Source organism: Legionella cardiaca (genome assembly GCF_029026145.1).
Lineage (GTDB): Bacteria > Pseudomonadota > Gammaproteobacteria > Legionellales > Legionellaceae > Tatlockia > Tatlockia cardiaca.
Window position 1 is genome coordinate 152,501 of the sequence record NZ_CP119078.1, and the last position, 14,554, is coordinate 167,054.

A 14,554-nucleotide genomic window follows, 5' to 3' on the forward strand; every position below is an offset into this window, starting at 1 on the left:
TTCCTGGACTTTTTATAGGTGGTGATGTGGGGACGAAGAAGGCTAGGTGAGCCGGGCGTTGGTTGCCCCGGTACTGGCATGTAGGCGGAGAGACCTGGCAAATCCGGTTTCTCGAAACGCTGAGGTGCTGAGTGGTTCTGACCATACGTGGTGCAGAGAAGTCATTGATGCCCCGCTTCCAGGAAAAGCTGCTAGCCATAACCTATAGAGAACCGTACCGCAAACCGACACAGGTGGACAAGTAGAGAATACTAAGGCGCTTGAGAGAACTCGGGTGAAGGAACTAGGCAAAATGGTACCGTAACTTCGGGAGAAGGTACACCTTTGCTGGTTAGTTACCACGCGTAACGAAGCTGGTGAGGGTCGCAGAGACCAGGTGGCTGCGACTGTTTATTAAAAACACAGCACTCTGCAAATTCGAAAGAAGACGTATAGGGTGTGACGCCTGCCCGGTGCCGGAAGGTTAATTGATGGGGTCATCTTCGGAGAAGCTCTTGATCGAAGCCCCGGTAAACGGCGGCCGTAACTATAACGGTCCTAAGGTAGCGAAATTCCTTGTCGGGTAAGTTCCGACCTGCACGAATGGCGTAACGATGGCCACGCTGTCTCCACCCGAGACTCAGTGAAATTGAAATCGCTGTGAAGATGCAGTGTACCCGCGGCTAGACGGAAAGACCCCGTGAACCTTTACTACAGCTTTGCACTGGACTTTGATGATAACTGTGTAGGATAGGTGGGAGGCTAAGAAGTGCGGACGCCAGTTCGCATGGAGCCGACCTTGAAATACCACCCTGTTATTATTGAGGTTCTAACTTGGACCAGTAATCCTGGTTGAGGACAGTGTATGGTGGGTAGTTTGACTGGGGCGGTCTCCTCCCAAAGAGTAACGGAGGAGCACAAAGGTACCCTCGGTACGGTCGGACATCGTACCAAGAGTGTAAAGGCAAAAGGGTGCTTGACTGCGAGAGTGACGGCTCGAGCAGGTACGAAAGTAGGTCTTAGTGATCCGGTGGTTCTGAATGGAAGGGCCATCGCTCAACGGATAAAAGGTACTCCGGGGATAACAGGCTGATACCGCCCAAGAGTTCATATCGACGGCGGTGTTTGGCACCTCGATGTCGGCTCATCACATCCTGGGGCTGAAGCAGGTCCCAAGGGTATGGCTGTTCGCCATTTAAAGTGGTACGCGAGCTGGGTTTAGAACGTCGTGAGACAGTTCGGTCCCTATCTGCCGTGGGCGTAGGAAAATTGAGAGGAGCTGCTCCTAGTACGAGAGGACCGGAGTGGACGAACCTCTGGTGTACCGGTTGTGACGCCAGTTGCATTGCCGGGTAGCTAAGTTCGGACGGGATAACCGCTGAAAGCATCTAAGCGGGAAGCCTCCCTCAAGATGAGTTTTCCCATGAAGCCCGTTGAAGACTACGACGTTGATAGGCGAGGTGTGGAAGCGTAGTAATGCGTGAAGCTAACTCGTACTAATTGGCTGATTGTCTTGACCATATAACCTGAATCGCTTCAGGTATGGCAACTGAATGACATGCTTGTGTAACCAATGCAATTTACTTTACCAGCCTGTGAGACAGGCAAAGCTTAATCCCTTTGCTTCTCCGCAGGATAACAGTTTTCCTGGCGACTATAGCGGTCTGGAACCACCTGACTCCATCTCGAACTCAGAAGTGAAACAGACCAGCGCCGATGATAGTGTGAGGCGTCCTCATGCGAAAGTAGGTCATCGTCAGGGCTTTATTCCAAGCGGCCTTCTGGCCGCTTTTTTTTTACAAAAATCTTCTCAACCTTCAACAATCTCCTTTATGTAAAAGGACAATCACGCTTAATCATCAATTATTACTTCTTAAAAAATGGTAATCCTTTTATTAAAGGTATTCTCCATGAGCTATTAATTGAATTGCTCCGTATGCACCCGGGTTGTTTGAGATTATCACCTTAAAGGAATGATAGAGTTAGGCCTAATCCTCTGTTAGTAATGTCCTACTAGTGGTGCTTTTAGTGGCATCCCAGACTTGAATATATAGAGTTATCCACCGCAAAAAGCGATTTATCTGCGAGCGATCCACAAGGTTTTAGTTACTTTCCCAAATCTACGCTCAAATTATTTTTACCAGAATATTGCAAATATAAGGTGTAAGTAATTTGTATTGCATTGGTTAGAATAACCATACAGAAAAAAAGAAAATGGGCGATGCTAAATGAAGTTATGGTGATGAGTTCATAGATAAGCCCGCAAATGCCTGCAAAGAAATGACAACTAAAAAAGGATAAAGAAATATTGCTGATTTCTTTGGTGCGCAAGGTCTTATAGGTTTGTGGCAAAACCCGCAGTGCTCCACAAAGAAGACCGAAATAGCAGACGACGTTAACGAATAATTCCATCATATCACCGGTATTTTATGGTAAAAACGCTAAGTGTAATGAAGAAAATAGTAATTACAGCAAAGGGGATTATCATCATGTACCTTTCAAAATAAATGTCATGCAAGATAAAGGATAGCGATTGTAATATTCCTAATATCATCATCGTTAAGGAAACCCCTTTTGAATTTTTGTTGCGCAGTATTTTCCTTATAAACGGAATAAATGAAACCATTAAAAGTATGGTTGCAATAAGAAGCATGAGGTTTGCAATCATCTTAGCCTCTCCAGGTAATAGTTGAAGCAATCAATCCCTGTGAGATGTTTAATAATTAGTATTCTTGGGAAATTTGATGCTACAGCTAAATAAGGTTTTATTTATTTATAGACTAAATTTCGAGACAGAGGATGCTGACGATGATTATTACCCACATAGCTACGCAAAATAAAAGGTATCTACTGGCGTCGTTTGCCAGCTTTGTATTTCAATCTTTGACACTAAAGGGTATGATTTACAGCGATAAATACCTATTTTTTAAACGTACGTAATGGGCTGCAGAATATTCTAAGTTAGCTAATTCATCTGGGGTTAATGCCCTAACCGCACGAGCGGGATTGCCAAGATATAAATAACCACTTTGTAAGCGTTTGCCGGGAGGAACCAGGCTGCCGGCGGCAACCATAACATGATGTTCAATGTGTACTGCATCCAAAATAAGGGCATTCATGCCAATTAAACAATAATCTTCTAGAGTGCAAGCATGCAAAACAGCCTTATGGCCAATGGTAATGCCATTACCAAGAATAAGTGGTTTTCCTCCTGGGGTATAAGGACCATCATGAGTAACATGTAGAACTGCACCATCTTGAATGCTGCAAGCATTCCCGATAGTTATGGAATTTACATCACCGCGAATGACGGCCATTGGCCAGACAGATACATCATCTCCAAGGTAAACATCACCAATAACGGTTGCTTGAGGATCAATATAGACGCTATTGCCAAGAACGGGATGTTTATTTTCAAATGTTCGAACGTTATGCATATTTACACCATGGTTACTAATTCTTCTGCGCTAGTTGGATGGATGGCAACAGTATTATCAAAATCGCGTTTAAGAGCCCCCATTTTAACAGCAACCCCAAAACCCTGCAGCATTTCATCAGCACCATAGCCAATCACATGCAAACCAACTATTTTTTCATCGCTACCTACAGTTACTAATTTCATGGCTGTGGGGGTTTTTTCCTCGCTTAAAGCGTCGAACATTGGATTAAAGCGTGTCTTATAAATTTTCAACTGATCTTTACCGAATTTCGCAAGCGCTTCTTCTTCACTTAAACCAACGGAGCCAATAGGAGGATGACTAAAAACAACAGAGCAAATATTTTCATAATTCAAATGAGCATCTTTCTGGCCACCAAAAAGTCTGTCCGACAGTTTGCGTCCAGCAGCGATAGCTACTGGTGTTAAAGCAGGCGCATCGGTTACATCGCCAATGGCGTAAACACCAGGGACAGAAGTGTTTTGGTAAGCATCAACATGAATAAGCCCGCGTGTATCTTTGACGATGCCAACAGCATCTAAATTTAAATCAAAAGTGCGCGGAGCTCGTCCTACTGCTGCTATTACTGTATCAAGATCAGAAATAACAGAACCGCTGTGGCATTTAATTGCTTTACGATTATCATCCTGCAAAATAATACTATCGGCATGGTGATTAAGATGAACATTTAATCCTTGTTGGCGCATGATCTCTAACAGTGTTTCACCCAGCATGGAATCAAAGCGTGTGAGGGGTCTATCTCCACGAACAAGCAGATGGGTTTCTGCTCCTAAAGCATGCAGTAAACCAGCCAGTTCAACACCAATATAGCCGCTGCCAATGACTGCGACTTTATTGGGTCTTGCTGCCAGAGAAAAAAAGCCATCGGAGTCTATCGCATACTCGACACCGAGCAGATCATGGGGAAGTATCGGCTCACCGCCGGTTGCAATAATAATGTGGTCAGCCTGATATTTTTTACCATTGACGTCAATTGTTTTAGCATCAACAAAGACCCCCTTACCATGGAGATAAGTCATCATATTGTCACTAAACCGCTTGGCATAAATTTCACGTAATTTTTCTATATAAGCATTACGTTTAGCGACTAAGAGGGACCAATCAAGTATTACTTCGGTGGGATTAAAGCCGTAATCAGGTGACTTCCTGATTATGTCTGCCACTATAGATGCGTTGAACATGACTTTTTTGGGAACACACCCAAGGTTAACGCAGGTTCCTCCTAAGTAGCTTTCTTCAACAACAGCCACATTCGCTCCATGACGCGCAGCACGTACTGCGCTTGCAATGCCGCCACTGCCCCCACCTAAAACAAGCAGATCAAATTTCATCTTTTCTAATCCCTAGTTATTTACTATGCAATGTATCATTGAAATATCCTCTTGATAACTACCAAGAGGATTGAAATTACGGTGGGTTAGCATTTGTCCATTTTGAATGAATGCAGATACTGGACTATGGTTTTTGCGGAGTCGAGTTGATAGCTGTCGTAGCCACTTGTTCATTGGGCTTTTTACGAAACCACCTTGGACTATTTTTATGAGACTCATCCTGTATCTTAGGTTTTTTATGCAGAAGAGGCGAAAAAGCTTCTTTTTTAGTGATTGTCGGACTTGCTTGCTTAAATTCTACTTCTTCTACCTTAGTTCGTCGTGGCATTTGAGGCGTATGCTCTCTTTTGGATCGTTGTTTTGGTGACGGTGGATGAATTAGACCAGCGCTTTCAGCTGTTATATGGTGCAAGACGGGAGGTAATATCTTCGTTGACATGGAGTTCTCTACACTAAAACCATAGTCATCTTGAAGAATTTGGCAAAAAAGTTGATAAGGTATTTTGTGAATTATTCGTGGTTTGTTGCTAGGACTTTCATCATTGGGATCAATGAAATATACATGTTCTAAATCAGCACCAATAATACGGATAATATGTGTTTCCTCTCCGCTGTCTTCATCTTCTGCTTGGGTAACATTGTAGATTAAATAGCCCTTGTCTTCCTGATCAGCAAATTGGTGGCTTGGGTTACCTAAACCAACTTTGATTAGATTATAATCGATTTCAGCGATACAAATGAAATTGCGGAGCTCCTCAATTAATGCCTCCACGCCTTTGGCAGGGTGCCAGGAAGACGTATCATAGCCTTGTAGTTGCCAAATATGCCGAATAAGTGCGCGATCGTAATAAGTCGCTAAAGTATCAATGTCAAGTTCTTCCGGATTAGCTGTTTTGCCATCTGTTTCAAGCGCTTCAGAGACCGCTTTCTTGATATCAAATTGTAATTGTGCACTGGCAACGGTGGTGGCTGCCACAATAGATTTAGCCTGGCGCTCCAGTGTAAAATAGGTAAGATCGCTAGACTCAGAACTCGATAAAAAGCTTTTGAGCAGATTAGGAATTGCAGGATCTTTAAACACACTGTTGCTTAAAATATGCTGGGCAAGAATTTTATCTTTTGACAAAGAAACAGCGTCCTGGATATTACTTTTCTCAAGTAGTTCATTAAAATGATCGACAAAGGCATCTTCAATAGCCTTTGTATCAGTTAATGCAGTGCAGACTTTACGATAATCGGAAATGATTTTCTCATAATGACGCTCTTGTCCCATAAAAAATTTGCCGAAGCGTTTTATTTTTGATGCGTAATACCAACAGAGTCCGCCTTTTTGGGCCGCTTGATCTTTAGTAGTGGTTTTATCGGGTAAGCGAACAATCTGCCCATCTTTGTCTATATAAGTTATAGTAAGAGAGTGTAAATCTTGTTCTAGTGTTGTCACGCCTGCGCTGGTCAACGTGTTATTGTAAGTTTTACCACTAGAGATTTTGCGAAGAACAGCAGTTTTGGTATTTATATAAAACATAAGTACATCCAAATGAGAGAGGTTGTATAAGGCCTTTTATCGCCTCGAAATAGGTCAAAGGATGCGCACTTTAGCATAACCCTTAGCCATTGTTCAAATGAACATCTGGCTGCGGCATGATCTACTTATTAAATTTTTGATTTCATTAGATGAACAGCTGAAATACCTCGGTGCTTTCATTATACTTAGCTTAAAACCATCACTGATCGTTGGTATGAAACTCAGAATTCTATTTCTTACACTAATCGTTGTAATGATAGTGAGCTGCAAGCAAAAGGAGCAGTATTTTCAAGGCTATGTGGAAGGGGAAAATGTTTATTTAGCATCACCGAATTCTGGTGTTTTAAAACAGTTATTTGTACATCGTGGAGATCAAGTTAAGAAAGGACAAGTCCTATTTCAACTTGATAGAGATCCACAGGCTATCGTGATTAAGCAAAATGAAGCAGATTTACTTCAAGCGCAAAAGACATTAAATGATTTGGAATTGCCTCGCCGAAATCCAGAAATTGAAGCAATCAAAGCGCAAATCGAACAAACAGATGCGCGTCTAAAACTAGCTGCAATTCGCGTTGGCCGCATGCAAGAACTTTATAGGAAAAATGCCATTGACAAAGATTCCGTCGATGCAGCTGTGGCACTCTTTAAAGAACAGCAACAACTTAAGGCTCAATATGAATCTAATCTAGAGCTGGCAAGGCTTGGAAGTCGCGATGAGCAAATTAAAGCACAGCAGGCTCAGGTTATTTCTTTAACGGCAAAAGTAAAAGAAGCACAATGGCAACTTGATCAGAAAAGACTTTATGCGCCTGCTGACGGTTATATTTTTGATACTTATTATCGGGAGGGAGAGTTCGTAAGTAATGATCAAGCCGTATTGTCGTTGTTACCACCTGAAAATGTAAGAATCCAATTTTTTGTCCCCGTGGAAACTTTAAGTAAATTATCTCGCGGACAAAAAGTGCAATTTCTTTGTTTAGGCTGTTTGCATTCAAGTACAGCAATTATCAATTATATTTCTCCTGAGGCAGAGTTTGTACCGCCACTTGTGTATAGTCGTGAGAATAAAGACAAGTTAGTTTTTAGAATAAAAGCCAGGATTGAACACCCTGGGGAATTTAAACCAGGACAACCAGTAATGGTTACTATACCATGAGTGATATTGTCATCGATGTATCCAATTTACGTAAATCGTTCGGCGAAAAGGTTGTAGTTAATAATATTGCTTTATCAGTTAAGAAAGGGGAAGTATTTGGTTTTTTAGGCCCTAATGGTAGTGGTAAAACAACCACCATTCGCATGTTGTGTGGGCTACTAACACCGGATGCTGGACAAGGTACATGCTTAGGTTATGACATTCTTACTGAGTCGGAAAAAATAAAGCAACATGTGGGGTATATGACCCAGAAGTTTAGTTTTTATACCGATTTAAGCATTGAAGAAAATTTAAGTTTCATTGCCCGTGTTTATAATTTAGATAATAAAAAAGAAAGAGTACAAAAAGCTTTAGAGGATTTAGGCTTAAGTCATAGGCGCCGACAATTAACAGGACAGTTATCTGGTGGATGGAAACAACGGGTTGCTCTTGCCGCCTGTTTGTTGCATGAGCCTGAATTATTGCTTTTAGATGAGCCTACTGCTGGTGTGGATCCGATTGCCCGTCGTGAATTTTGGGACAAAATTCATGCTTTAAGTGAAAAAGGAATTACAACTTTGGTTTCTACTCATTATATGGATGAAGCAGAGCGTTGTACCTCGCTCGCCTACTTGGCTTATGGTGATTTATTAGTAACGGGCACTGTTAAAACAGTAATCGCTAAAACAGGCTTGTACACCTGGGAAATTGCAGGGAATGTCACAACGGCGCTATTACAGGAAACGAAGTCAATGCGTGGTGTGACACAGGCAGCTCTATTTGGCAATAAAATACACATCTGCGGTTATGAGCGCTCAGAAATAGAATCTGAATTAGAACACTTGGCAAAAAAATATTCTATTAGTTGGCGACCAATTGAGCCAACCTTGGAAGATGCATTCATTAGTCTAGTGAAAAAAAGTCATGGAGATATGGATTGACAAGATTTTCATTCGCTCGACTAAGAGCCGTTATCGTCAAAGAATTTATTCAAATGCGCCGCGACAAAGCGACTTTTGCCATGATTATTGGTATCCCTTTGATTCAATTGTTTCTGTTTGGTTTTGCAATTAATACAAATCCACGCAACTTACCTACTGCTATAGTTAATCCCGATCATAGTAATATAAGCCGACGTATTTTAGTGGCTATGGAGAATTCAACCTATTTTCGTTTTATATCTCCTGCTGCGACCGAGGCTGAGGCAAAAGATTTATTAAAACGAGGCAAGGTGCAATTTGTAGTTAATTTTCCCATTAATTTTACTCATGATCTCATCAGAGGGCTAAAACCGATATTATTGCTACAAGCCGATGCAACAGATCCAGCAGCGACAAGCAGAGCTCTGAATGTTTTTACCGAAATGGCTTCTACCGTTTTAAATGAGGAGTTGGTGGGGCCTCTGGAAAAATTATCTACAAACGCTACGCCTTATCTGCCTATTATCCATGCTAAGTATAATCCCTTAGCGATCACCTCTTATAATATTGTTCCGGGCTTACTTGGCGTTGTTTTAACCATGACAATGGTTGTTATTACGGCTCTTGTTCTTACACGTGAATTCGAGCGTGGTACGATGGAGAATTTACTCGCGACACCCTTGAAGCCTTTAGAGGTAATGATTGGTAAAATTATTCCTTATATTATCGTAGGATATGCGCAAGTAACTATGATTTTGCTAATGGCAAAATTTCTCTTTGGTGTTCCCATGGAAGGCAATATTTTGCTCTTATTATTGCTTTGCTTGCCCTTTATCGCTGCAAATTTATCGGTGGGTTTAACCTTTTCTGCCTTAGCCTCTAATCAGTTACAAGCTGTACAAGGTGCCATGTTTTTCTTTTTACCCTCCATCTTATTATCAGGGTTTATGTTTCCTTTTCGTGGTATGCCTGATTGGGCGCAGGTTCTTGGCAATATTCTTCCACTGACCCATTTTCTTATTATCGTTAGGGGTATTTTATTGAAGGGCAATGGTTTTCTCGAGGTATGGAGTGAAATAATACCTATTGCCATATTTATGGTAATAGTGATGTTTATTGGATTTAAACGTTACCGTCAAACATTAGATTAACAGTAAAAGGATAGCTAATATTTGATGCGAGATGGTTAATTTCAGACTAGCGTTTAATTAACTAATAAGATAAGTAATCAAAACAAAAATTGACTAACAGTTTTTTCAACCCGTTCATCCATTAGTACACTCACGTGATCTGCGCCAGGCAATAGCGCCAGGTAACCGTGGGGATATTGCTCACAAAAGACAATTGATTCCTGAGGCAGAATGGAAATATCATTTTCCCCATGAATGCATAAAATTGGTGTGTCAGAGCGCTCAGTAAGATGATGAAAATCAAGATTTTTTAAGTCAATGAAAGCTCGTTCACGGAAGACATTGCGTAAAAATAAGAAACCCTGACGACTTAATTTAAGCTGACGTGCTAATTTACTTACAGGGACGCGCATTCGTGTTGGTGAAGCAATTAATACGACTCGTTCTGGAGCAAAATCAATCTGCCAGTCTGGAAATTGGCTGGCAAGATTTAAGGTGTTCAGCAGCATTGAACCACCAAAAGAGTGCCCAATCACCGCATAAAAAGGTCCTAATTTATTCAGGATTTGCCTAAGGAGTAACACCGCGTCAGTCCATGCTAACTGCACGCCTTTTGCCTCGCCATGGGCAGGGAAATCCAAGGCATAGACGTCAAAACCTTGCTCTCTTAATGCGTGAATGAGTCGAACCATATAAGCAGCTCGTGACATCCAGCCATGCGTAATAAGTACTTTTTTAGATTGAGTTTGCTTTAAGGGAGCGAAACGGTGAATAACATGGTGTCGCGGCGTGTGGCAATGAATCGCATTTGTACGATTTTCTAAAAAAAAATCACACGCTCGACGAGCAAAATCGCGATACTCTTTTTCAATTGGCAGATGTAGGGGAGTAATAAACAATTGATAACAGAGTTGTGCGTGAACCAAGTCTCTAAATTCAGTCAACCTATCCGCAAGCATAATAATACCTTTATTTTTTTATTTATTATAAATTTAGCTTAGTTCAAGAAAAATAAAAGTTGAGTAATTTTTTAGTAAAACTGGCTGAGATAGAGAGCGCTCTAAGAAATTGTCACTGGACTTTTATAAATATCAATTTAGACTAAAAGCAATGATAGCCAAAAGGATTTTATCTATGGATACCTCAAATTATTTGTATCACCATGGTGAACAAGAGTTACATGGTTTTCTAGCTTATGACGAAAGCGTTGATAAACCACGGCCTGCTGTATTAGTTGCTCATGACTGGTCTGGTCGTAATGATTTTGCCTGTGAAAAGGCACGCATGTTAGCAGAGATGGGGTATGTAGGCTTTGCTCTGGATATGTATGGACAGGGCAGACTGGGTGCTAGTACCCACGAAAAAATGGCCCTGATGGAACCCTTGGCAAATGATCGATTATTGCTTCGTGCTCGTATTCGTGCCGCGTATGATGCATTGATTGGTATGGCTGAAGTCGATATTAATCGCATTGCGGTGATAGGATTTTGTTTCGGCGGACTTTGTGCATTAGATTTGGCGCGTAGTGGTGCTGATTTAAAAGGAGTTGTTAGTTTTCATGGTTTGTTGGATAAGCCTAAAGATATACCTAATCAAACGATTCGTGCGAAAATATTAGCCCTTCATGGCTATGATGATCCAATGGTCAGACCTGAGCAAGTGAATGAGTTTTGTCGAGAAATGACAGAAGCCAATGTGGATTGGCAAGTACATATGTACGGGCATACTCAACATGCCTTTGCAAATCCTCATGCACATGACACGCAATTAGGGACCGTATATAACGCCAAAGCAGAGCGGCGTGCTCTGCTGGCAATGACTAATTTTTTAAAGGAAATTTTTGCTTAAAAGATTAGTAAAAGCCCCATGTCAAAGTTACTTTAACCTCACTTTTTCGTTATAGAGTTGGAGTAACTTTCATCAACGTTAGTGAGCGCTTTGGCTGTTTTAGTTCCAAAAAAGCTAAAAATTCGATGTTTTCCTAAAGCTTCTCTAACCACTGCATCACCCCTAACATCGTTGACGCTAGATTCAAGTGCTTTCATAAGAGCGTTTTCAATTAAATCAGCTTTGGCTGCATTGCCAATGCCAAATAGAGACAATGCGTTGACTCGTAAACGGTTAATTTCTTTTCTTACAGCTATTACATCGCGGCGAGAATTAACCGATAGTGCAGCAGTATCCTTGACCTTGCTAATGGCTTCGATGCGCTCACTGCTTAATACCGTTTCTTTGGCTTCTTGGGTTTCTTTGGCTTCTTGGGTTTCTTTGGCATCCAGAGTTTGCGTAGGTTTCACTTGTTCGGTATGTTGCGTTTCAAGCTTAAGACTCAAAGGACGTGCCATCGCCTGGAATCCTTTATCTGCATAGCCTGTTGATAATTCAAAACCATATTTTTTATATAAACCGATAGCTTTTAGGTTGTGTGTGCGAACTTGAAGCGTAACTGATTCATTATTGCCGTAAAGCTGTTGTGCAGCTTTAATAACCTGCTCTATGAATTGCGAACCAATGCCCTTACCTGCTTGAGTAGGATGCACGCCAATATTGCTGATATGAATATTTTTTCCGGTAGGGTGAGCAAAAATATAGCCGGTAATCTCTTTTGTATTGTCATCATAAGACACAAAGCAGAGATTGGACCTAAAATAGGTGTTAAATTCTGTCTTTCCCCAAGGCACTTCGTCAGGAAATATAATTGGATCAATTGCAAGAATCGCTTCGCGATCTTCTACCTTCATGGGGCGGATTGGCATATAAAACCTTATATTGCTCTAAATAAATACATTATACGCCTCTTTTCTTAGGGTAAGATTAAGAGAGTTTTGAACCAACTAATCATTTGTTGTTATCTATAATTCCAAATTGTCTAATGCTATCAATCTACATTGGAGCGATTGTTCGTAATCATTAGACATGATATAAAATCTTGCAATTATTCAACGCAATCCATAAAGGAGGCATCATGTCAGGTAAATTCAACGAGGTAACCAAGGGAATCAATGCTCAATTAGCAAAAATGCGTAAAGAAATGCCGGAAGTGATGGCAGGATTTTCCGCGCTGGCACAAGCGGCAACAAAAGATGGTGCTTTAGATAAAAAAACGAAAGAATTAATTTCTATGGCACTGGCTGTAGCAAATCATTGTCAAGGATGCATTGGTTTTCATGCACAAGCGTTAGTCAAATTGCAAACAAGTCGCGAAGAACTTATGGAAACTTTAGGAATGGCAGTGTATATGGGCGGTGGTCCTTCACTGATGTATGCGGCCGAGGCTTTAGAAGCATTCGAAGAATTTAATGCATAAACATTAATTAAACTCTCGATAGTCATAATATCTCCGTTGATATGAAGACTATCGATTTATCTGTTGAATATTTCTACAGTACAACACTAGGTGTGTTTACATCCCCCGATTCCAGGTTCTTTTGGCTAAAGTGCTCAACCGCTAACATCACAATACCTGCTAATGCCAAGGCAACTCCTACACTAATTAAGGCGATACTAAAGGGAAGGCTTAGAGGTAATAAGGGGGTTAATGATAAGCCACCGACAATACATGTACCGGCACCTACAAATAATGAACTTGCTCCGCCCCATTTTAAGGCCAAGGATGATTGATTTGGATCTGCTATTGCCAGGGCAGAGGTACTATTGGAAATTTCTATCTCTGATGGCTTCTCTTGTTTATCTTCAACAGGTGGAAACAGACCAAAGTGCGAAAGGTTATTCAAGCTTGAGGTAGCTGTCTGCGTTTTTTTGCTGGTGAATGTAATCTCGTCTGAGGGAGAATCTTCCTGTCGTTCAATAATTTCAGTAGTTGCGTCTGTTAATTCTGAGCGTGGCGGCGATGATAAGGGCGTTTCTGTAATTTGTTTTGTAGTTGTTGCAAGTGCAGAGGAATGTTTTTTGAGTTTGCTATGACGCTCAATAATATCTGCCAATTCTATACCCAGATGTTTTGTTTTGGATTGATAAACCTTACCGCATGCAGCAAGAGATGCGAGATTTGCCAAACAATAAATCCAACAAATATGAACCCCAAAAGGCTGCGATTCTCCGGCAATAAATTTAATTTTATTTGCATTCTCTCGTAAAAAAAGATTGTTATCGATGTCTTTTTGAGCAGTGATACCTCCGCCATCCTTTAAGCGAGAATCAGTAATCGTTATTTGTTTTAAGTTGCCATCTTCATCCATTTCGGCAAATAAACTATGCCAATGTGCTCTCCCACTTTCATCAGCATAAAGCCTCATGTGGCAGATTTTTGCATTGGGGGTACCTATATGTTCCGCTATGGCTTCCTCAAATTTATCTTCGAAAGGAATATAAGGGTTGTAGGCAGTTTCATTGGAGTCGATGCTGAAAAATACGGGGATTTCTGAACTCAAAGACAGGCCGGCTGCACCAGTAAGAACAGTGAATGCGTCTTTTAAGGCAGATGCGACATCGCCTTTGGCAAGTTGTTGATCAATGCCAAGCGGTTTCTCACTCCTCATTAGGGGCAATAAAGGATTCATGCACTTCCGGCTTTTAGAGATAATAAAACTAATGTACTAAGAATAGCGCTGTTTTGTCAAAAAATTTACATTTTGTTTGCGATAAGCCAGAAAATTTAGTCTTTTAATGTGCTAATAAGGCTGCCATATGTTCCATTTGTTTGCCGTGTGTATCCGGTTGACAAGGGTATTTTTTAGTAACTCCTAACCAGGCTACTTGAGAAACAGTCATTTTATCCTTATCACTTTGTTGGCTAGAAATATCGCGATAAGTTTCCAGAATAATGCCATTTAAAATAATTGCGTTTAGGTTGGTACCTTGAGGAAGACAAAATAATGGTTTTCCTTGCGATTTGGCTAACTCATTGGCTTGTAAGAGTGTCTCAGCAATACTTTCATTCGTTATGATGAGTACATTTCGCGCCGATCTTGCCCAAGCTTGTGCCTGAGGATCCGCTTTCATTTCCATTTGCGGAATGCTGTTGGAAATATTCATGTAATGATCCATCGTATCCGCTTGAGTGTTAAGAGTACACAATAAAAAGAATAAGAAAATTAAAGCACGCATTGATATTCC

Annotated in this window: 14 protein-coding genes and 2 rRNA genes (1 of these 16 only partly in view); 7 read left to right on the top strand and 9 right to left on the bottom strand. The window is 41.0% G+C overall.

All coding sequences use genetic code 11. The features are described 5' to 3' along the window. Together PXX05_RS00685 and rrf are read left to right on the top strand one after the other, a co-directional pair. A 23S ribosomal RNA gene (locus tag PXX05_RS00685) occupies positions 1-1,500 on the top strand (it extends 1,395 nt beyond the left edge of the window). 125 nt (positions 1,501-1,625) lie between these two features. Beyond that, a 5S ribosomal RNA gene (gene rrf / locus PXX05_RS00690) occupies positions 1,626-1,741 on the top strand. A 344-nt stretch (positions 1,742-2,085) separates the two neighbouring features. Here rrf and PXX05_RS00695 read toward each other — a convergent pair. The 5 genes from PXX05_RS00695 to PXX05_RS00710 form a co-directional block, all read right to left on the bottom strand. Continuing rightward, positions 2,086-2,394 carry a PQ-loop domain-containing transporter gene (locus PXX05_RS00695; RefSeq protein WP_275089136.1) on the bottom strand — a complete coding sequence of 103 codons (309 nt, stop codon included), beginning with the start codon at positions 2,392-2,394 and terminating at the stop codon, positions 2,086-2,088. Position 2,395: 1 nt separating this feature from the next. After that, a complete protein-coding gene (locus tag PXX05_RS15110; protein ID WP_420844599.1) occupies positions 2,396-2,647 on the bottom strand; it encodes a PQ-loop domain-containing transporter in 252 nt (83 codons plus the stop codon). A 235-nt stretch (positions 2,648-2,882) separates the two neighbouring features. Then, positions 2,883-3,416, bottom strand: a complete 534-nt coding sequence (locus tag PXX05_RS00700) for a gamma carbonic anhydrase family protein (protein WP_275089137.1) — start codon at positions 3,414-3,416, stop codon at positions 2,883-2,885. 2 nt (positions 3,417-3,418) lie between these two features. Next, a complete protein-coding gene (gene gorA / locus PXX05_RS00705; RefSeq protein WP_275089138.1) occupies positions 3,419-4,768 on the bottom strand; it encodes a glutathione-disulfide reductase in 1,350 nt (449 codons plus the stop codon). 124 nt (positions 4,769-4,892) lie between these two features. After that, a complete protein-coding gene (locus PXX05_RS00710) occupies positions 4,893-6,293 on the bottom strand; it encodes a hypothetical protein (RefSeq protein WP_275089139.1) in 1,401 nt (466 codons plus the stop codon). A gap of 214 nt (positions 6,294-6,507) precedes the next feature. Here PXX05_RS00710 and PXX05_RS00715 point away from each other — a divergent pair, with 214 nt between their 5' ends. Genes PXX05_RS00715 through PXX05_RS00725 form a run of 3 tightly spaced genes read left to right on the top strand, consistent with a single transcriptional unit; the run spans position 6,508 to position 9,499 of the window. Beyond that, on the top strand, positions 6,508-7,449 hold the full coding sequence (locus PXX05_RS00715) for an HlyD family secretion protein (protein WP_275089140.1): 942 nt from the start codon (positions 6,508-6,510) through the stop codon (positions 7,447-7,449). Then, the gene (locus tag PXX05_RS00720) at positions 7,446-8,369 is read left to right on the top strand and encodes an ABC transporter ATP-binding protein (protein ID WP_275089141.1); all 924 of its coding nucleotides are present in this window, start codon (positions 7,446-7,448) and stop codon (positions 8,367-8,369) included. Before PXX05_RS00715 ends, PXX05_RS00720 begins: the two co-directional genes overlap by 4 nt. Continuing rightward, entirely contained in the window at positions 8,366-9,499 is a 1,134-nt protein-coding gene (locus PXX05_RS00725) for an ABC transporter permease (RefSeq protein ID WP_275089142.1), read from the top strand. The genes PXX05_RS00720 and PXX05_RS00725 overlap by 4 nt, the downstream gene beginning before the upstream one ends. A gap of 77 nt (positions 9,500-9,576) precedes the next feature. Here PXX05_RS00725 and PXX05_RS00730 read toward each other — a convergent pair whose 3' ends face one another. Next, positions 9,577-10,437 (bottom strand): alpha/beta hydrolase, encoded by an 861-nt coding sequence (locus PXX05_RS00730; protein WP_275089143.1) that lies wholly within the window; start codon positions 10,435-10,437, stop codon positions 9,577-9,579. A gap of 175 nt (positions 10,438-10,612) precedes the next feature. Here PXX05_RS00730 and PXX05_RS00735 point away from each other — a divergent pair, with 175 nt between their 5' ends. Continuing rightward, positions 10,613-11,326 carry a dienelactone hydrolase family protein gene (locus tag PXX05_RS00735; protein ID WP_275089144.1) on the top strand — a complete coding sequence of 238 codons (714 nt, stop codon included), beginning with the start codon at positions 10,613-10,615 and terminating at the stop codon, positions 11,324-11,326. A gap of 38 nt (positions 11,327-11,364) precedes the next feature. Here PXX05_RS00735 and PXX05_RS00740 read toward each other — a convergent pair whose 3' ends face one another. Further along, positions 11,365-12,234, bottom strand: coding sequence for a GNAT family N-acetyltransferase (locus PXX05_RS00740; RefSeq protein ID WP_275089145.1), 870 nt, complete (start codon positions 12,232-12,234; stop codon positions 11,365-11,367). A 209-nt stretch (positions 12,235-12,443) separates the two neighbouring features. Here PXX05_RS00740 and PXX05_RS00745 point away from each other — a divergent pair, with 209 nt between their 5' ends. Then, the gene (locus tag PXX05_RS00745) at positions 12,444-12,785 is read left to right on the top strand and encodes a carboxymuconolactone decarboxylase family protein (protein WP_275089146.1); all 342 of its coding nucleotides are present in this window, start codon (positions 12,444-12,446) and stop codon (positions 12,783-12,785) included. A gap of 73 nt (positions 12,786-12,858) precedes the next feature. Here the strand turns inward: PXX05_RS00745 and PXX05_RS00750 are convergent, their stop codons facing one another. Next, positions 12,859-13,998 (bottom strand): hypothetical protein, encoded by a 1,140-nt coding sequence (locus tag PXX05_RS00750; RefSeq protein ID WP_275089147.1) that lies wholly within the window; start codon positions 13,996-13,998, stop codon positions 12,859-12,861. Between the two features lie 103 nt (positions 13,999-14,101). Continuing rightward, positions 14,102-14,545, bottom strand: coding sequence for a phosphatase (locus PXX05_RS00755; protein ID WP_275089148.1), 444 nt, complete (start codon positions 14,543-14,545; stop codon positions 14,102-14,104). Between the last annotated feature and the right edge of the window lie 9 nt (positions 14,546-14,554).

Excerpts from the sequence above, each read along its gene's own strand:
- PXX05_RS00695 (WP_275089136.1), bottom strand. The coding sequence starts at position 2,394 with ATGATGGAATTATTCGTTAACGTCGTCTGCTATTTCGGTCTTCTTTGT.
- PXX05_RS15110 (WP_420844599.1), bottom strand. The coding sequence starts at position 2,647 with ATGATTGCAAACCTCATGCTTCTTATTGCAACCATACTTTTAATGGTT.
- PXX05_RS00700 (WP_275089137.1), bottom strand. The coding sequence starts at position 3,416 with ATGCATAACGTTCGAACATTTGAAAATAAACATCCCGTTCTTGGCAAT.
- gorA (WP_275089138.1), bottom strand. The coding sequence starts at position 4,768 with ATGAAATTTGATCTGCTTGTTTTAGGTGGGGGCAGTGGCGGCATTGCA.
- PXX05_RS00710 (WP_275089139.1), bottom strand. The coding sequence starts at position 6,293 with ATGTTTTATATAAATACCAAAACTGCTGTTCTTCGCAAAATCTCTAGT.
- PXX05_RS00715 (WP_275089140.1), top strand. The coding sequence starts at position 6,508 with ATGAAACTCAGAATTCTATTTCTTACACTAATCGTTGTAATGATAGTG.
- PXX05_RS00720 (WP_275089141.1), top strand. The coding sequence starts at position 7,446 with ATGAGTGATATTGTCATCGATGTATCCAATTTACGTAAATCGTTCGGC.
- PXX05_RS00730 (WP_275089143.1), bottom strand. The coding sequence starts at position 10,437 with ATGCTTGCGGATAGGTTGACTGAATTTAGAGACTTGGTTCACGCACAA.
- PXX05_RS00735 (WP_275089144.1), top strand. The coding sequence starts at position 10,613 with ATGGATACCTCAAATTATTTGTATCACCATGGTGAACAAGAGTTACAT.
- PXX05_RS00740 (WP_275089145.1), bottom strand. The coding sequence starts at position 12,234 with ATGCCAATCCGCCCCATGAAGGTAGAAGATCGCGAAGCGATTCTTGCA.
- PXX05_RS00745 (WP_275089146.1), top strand. The coding sequence starts at position 12,444 with ATGTCAGGTAAATTCAACGAGGTAACCAAGGGAATCAATGCTCAATTA.
- PXX05_RS00750 (WP_275089147.1), bottom strand. The coding sequence starts at position 13,998 with ATGAATCCTTTATTGCCCCTAATGAGGAGTGAGAAACCGCTTGGCATT.
- PXX05_RS00755 (WP_275089148.1), bottom strand. The coding sequence starts at position 14,545 with ATGCGTGCTTTAATTTTCTTATTCTTTTTATTGTGTACTCTTAACACT.